Origin of the sequence: Streptomyces phytophilus, from assembly GCF_013870535.1 — a bacterium.
In the GTDB taxonomy this organism is placed as follows: Bacteria; Actinomycetota; Actinomycetes; order Streptomycetales; family Streptomycetaceae; genus Streptomyces; species Streptomyces phytophilus.
Genome location: NZ_JACBXC010001086.1, coordinates 1 through 2,083, shown reverse-complemented (window position 1 = coordinate 2,083; position 2,083 = coordinate 1). Strand labels below are relative to the sequence as shown.

Sequence of the window (2,083 nt, the reverse complement as noted above, 5' to 3'; positions counted from 1 at the left end):
CGTGCGGTACCACATCGGGGCCGAGCCCGGGCAGATCAACGGCATGCGATGGCAGGCGGCGTGTCCCCACGCCGTCCGTCATCCGTTCCGACCGAGGATCAGCCATGCCCACAGACTTCTTCATCCCTGACCCAGAACGTCAGGTGCCGACCGCCGAGGGCTACTTCGGCGCGTACGGCGGCAAGTTCATCCCCGAGGCGCTGCGCGCGGCCGTCGACGAGGTCGCCGTCGCGTACGAGAAGGCCAAGACCGACGACGCGTTCGTCGCCGAGCTGAACGACCTGCTGGTCAACTACACCGGCCGGCCCAGCCCGCTCACCGAGGTGCCGCGCTTCGCCGAACAGGCCGGCGGCGCCCGGGTCTTCCTCAAGCGCGAGGACCTCAACCACACCGGCTCGCACAAGATCAACAACGTGCTGGGCCAGGCCCTGCTCACCCGCCGCATGGGCAAGACCCGCGTCATCGCCGAGACCGGCGCGGGCCAGCACGGCGTGGCCACCGCCACCGCCTGCGCGCTCCTCGGCCTGGAGTGCACCGTCTACATGGGCGAGATCGACACCGAGCGCCAGGCGCTCAACGTCGCCCGGATGCGGATCCTCGGCGCCGAGGTCATTCCGGTGAAGTCCGGCAGCCGCACCCTGAAGGACGCCATCAACGAGGCGTTCCGCGACTGGGTCGCCAACGTCGACCACACCCACTACCTCTTCGGCACGGTCGCAGGCCCGCACCCCTTCCCCGCGCTCGTCCGCGACTTCCACCGGGTGATCGGCATCGAGGCCCGGCAGCAGCTGCTCGACCGCACGGGCCGGATGCCCGACGCGGCTGTCGCCTGCGTCGGCGGCGGCTCCAACGCCATCGGCCTCTTCCACGCCTTCCTGCCGCACCCCGCCGTGCGCCTCGTCGGCTGCGAGCCCGCCGGGCACGGCCTGACCAGCGGCGAGCACGCCGCCACCCTCAGCCTCGGCGAGCCCGGGATCCTGCACGGCTCCCGGTCGTACGTGCTCCAGGACGAGGACGGCCAGATCACCGAGCCGTACTCGATCTCCGCCGGCCTCGACTACCCGGGCGTCGGCCCCGAGCACGCCTACCTCAAGGACGCCGGCCGCGCCGAGTACCGGGCCGTGACCGACGACGAGGCCATGGAGGCGCTGCGGCTGCTGTCGCGCAGCGAGGGCATCATCCCGGCCATCGAGAGCGCGCACGCGCTCGTCGGCGCGCTCCAGGTCGGCCGGGAGCTGGGCCCCGACGGCCTGATCGTCGTCAACCTCTCCGGCCGCGGCGACAAGGACATGGACACCGCCGCCCGCTACTTCGGGCTCTACGACGCCGAGGAGGCGGACCGGTGACGGGCAACATCGCGCGGCTCGACGCCGTGCTTACCGCCGCGAAGGCGGAGGACCGGGCGGCCCTCATCGGCTACCTGCCCGCCGGCTTCCCGGACGTGGACACGGGCGTACGGGCCATGACCGCCATGCTCGAAGGCGGCTGCGACGCCGTCGAGGTCGGCCTGCCGCACAGCGACCCCGTGCTGGACGGCCCGGTGATCCAGACCGCCGACGACATCGCGCTGCGCGGCGGGCTGCGCATCAAGGACGTGATCCGCACGGTCGCCGAGGTGCAGTCCGCGACGGACGCGCCCGTGCTCTGCATGACGTACTGGAACCCGGTCGACCGCTACGGCCCCGAGCGCTTCGCCGAGGACCTGGCCGCGGCGGGCGGCGCGGGCTGCATCCTGCCCGACCTGCCCGTCGAGGAGTCGGACCCGTGGCGGCAGGCGGCCGGCAAGCACGGCCTGGCCACGGTCTTCGTGGTCGCCCCCAGCAGCCGCGAGCAGCGGCTCTCGGCCATCACGGCGGCGGGCAGCGGCTTCGTCTACGCCGCGTCGCTGATGGGCGTCACCGGCACCCGCGAGTCCGTGGGCCGCGAGGCCCAGGACCTGGTCCGCCGCACCCGCGCCACCGAGGCGGTACGGGACGGCGGCCTGTCGGTCTGCGTCGGCCTCGGCGTCTCGACGGCGGAGCAGGCGGCCGAGGTCGCCGCGTTCGCCGACGGCGTGATCGTCGGCTCGGCGTTCGTCAAGCTG

Annotated in this window: 3 protein-coding genes; all 3 read left to right on the top strand. The window is 73.1% G+C overall.

The genetic code is table 11. The features are described 5' to 3' along the window. The first annotated feature begins 1 nt into the window (after position 1). The gene (locus H5J30_RS37870; RefSeq protein ID WP_508470923.1) at positions 2–130 is read left to right on the top strand and encodes a hypothetical protein; all 129 of its coding nucleotides are present in this window, start codon (positions 2–4) and stop codon (positions 128–130) included. Beyond that, entirely contained in the window at positions 105–1,346 is a 1,242-nt protein-coding gene (gene trpB, locus H5J30_RS29325; protein ID WP_181790320.1) for a tryptophan synthase subunit beta, read from the top strand. The genes H5J30_RS37870 and trpB overlap by 26 nt, the downstream gene beginning before the upstream one ends. Continuing rightward, the coding region (gene trpA / locus H5J30_RS29320) for a tryptophan synthase subunit alpha (RefSeq protein WP_181790317.1) at positions 1,343–2,083 on the top strand (741 nt) is incomplete at its 3' end. The genes trpB and trpA, both read left to right, overlap by 4 nt.

Coding starts and splice junctions, on each gene's coding strand:
- trpB (WP_181790320.1), top strand. CDS start 105: ATGCCCACAGACTTCTTCATCCCTGACCCAGAACGTCAGGTGCCGACC.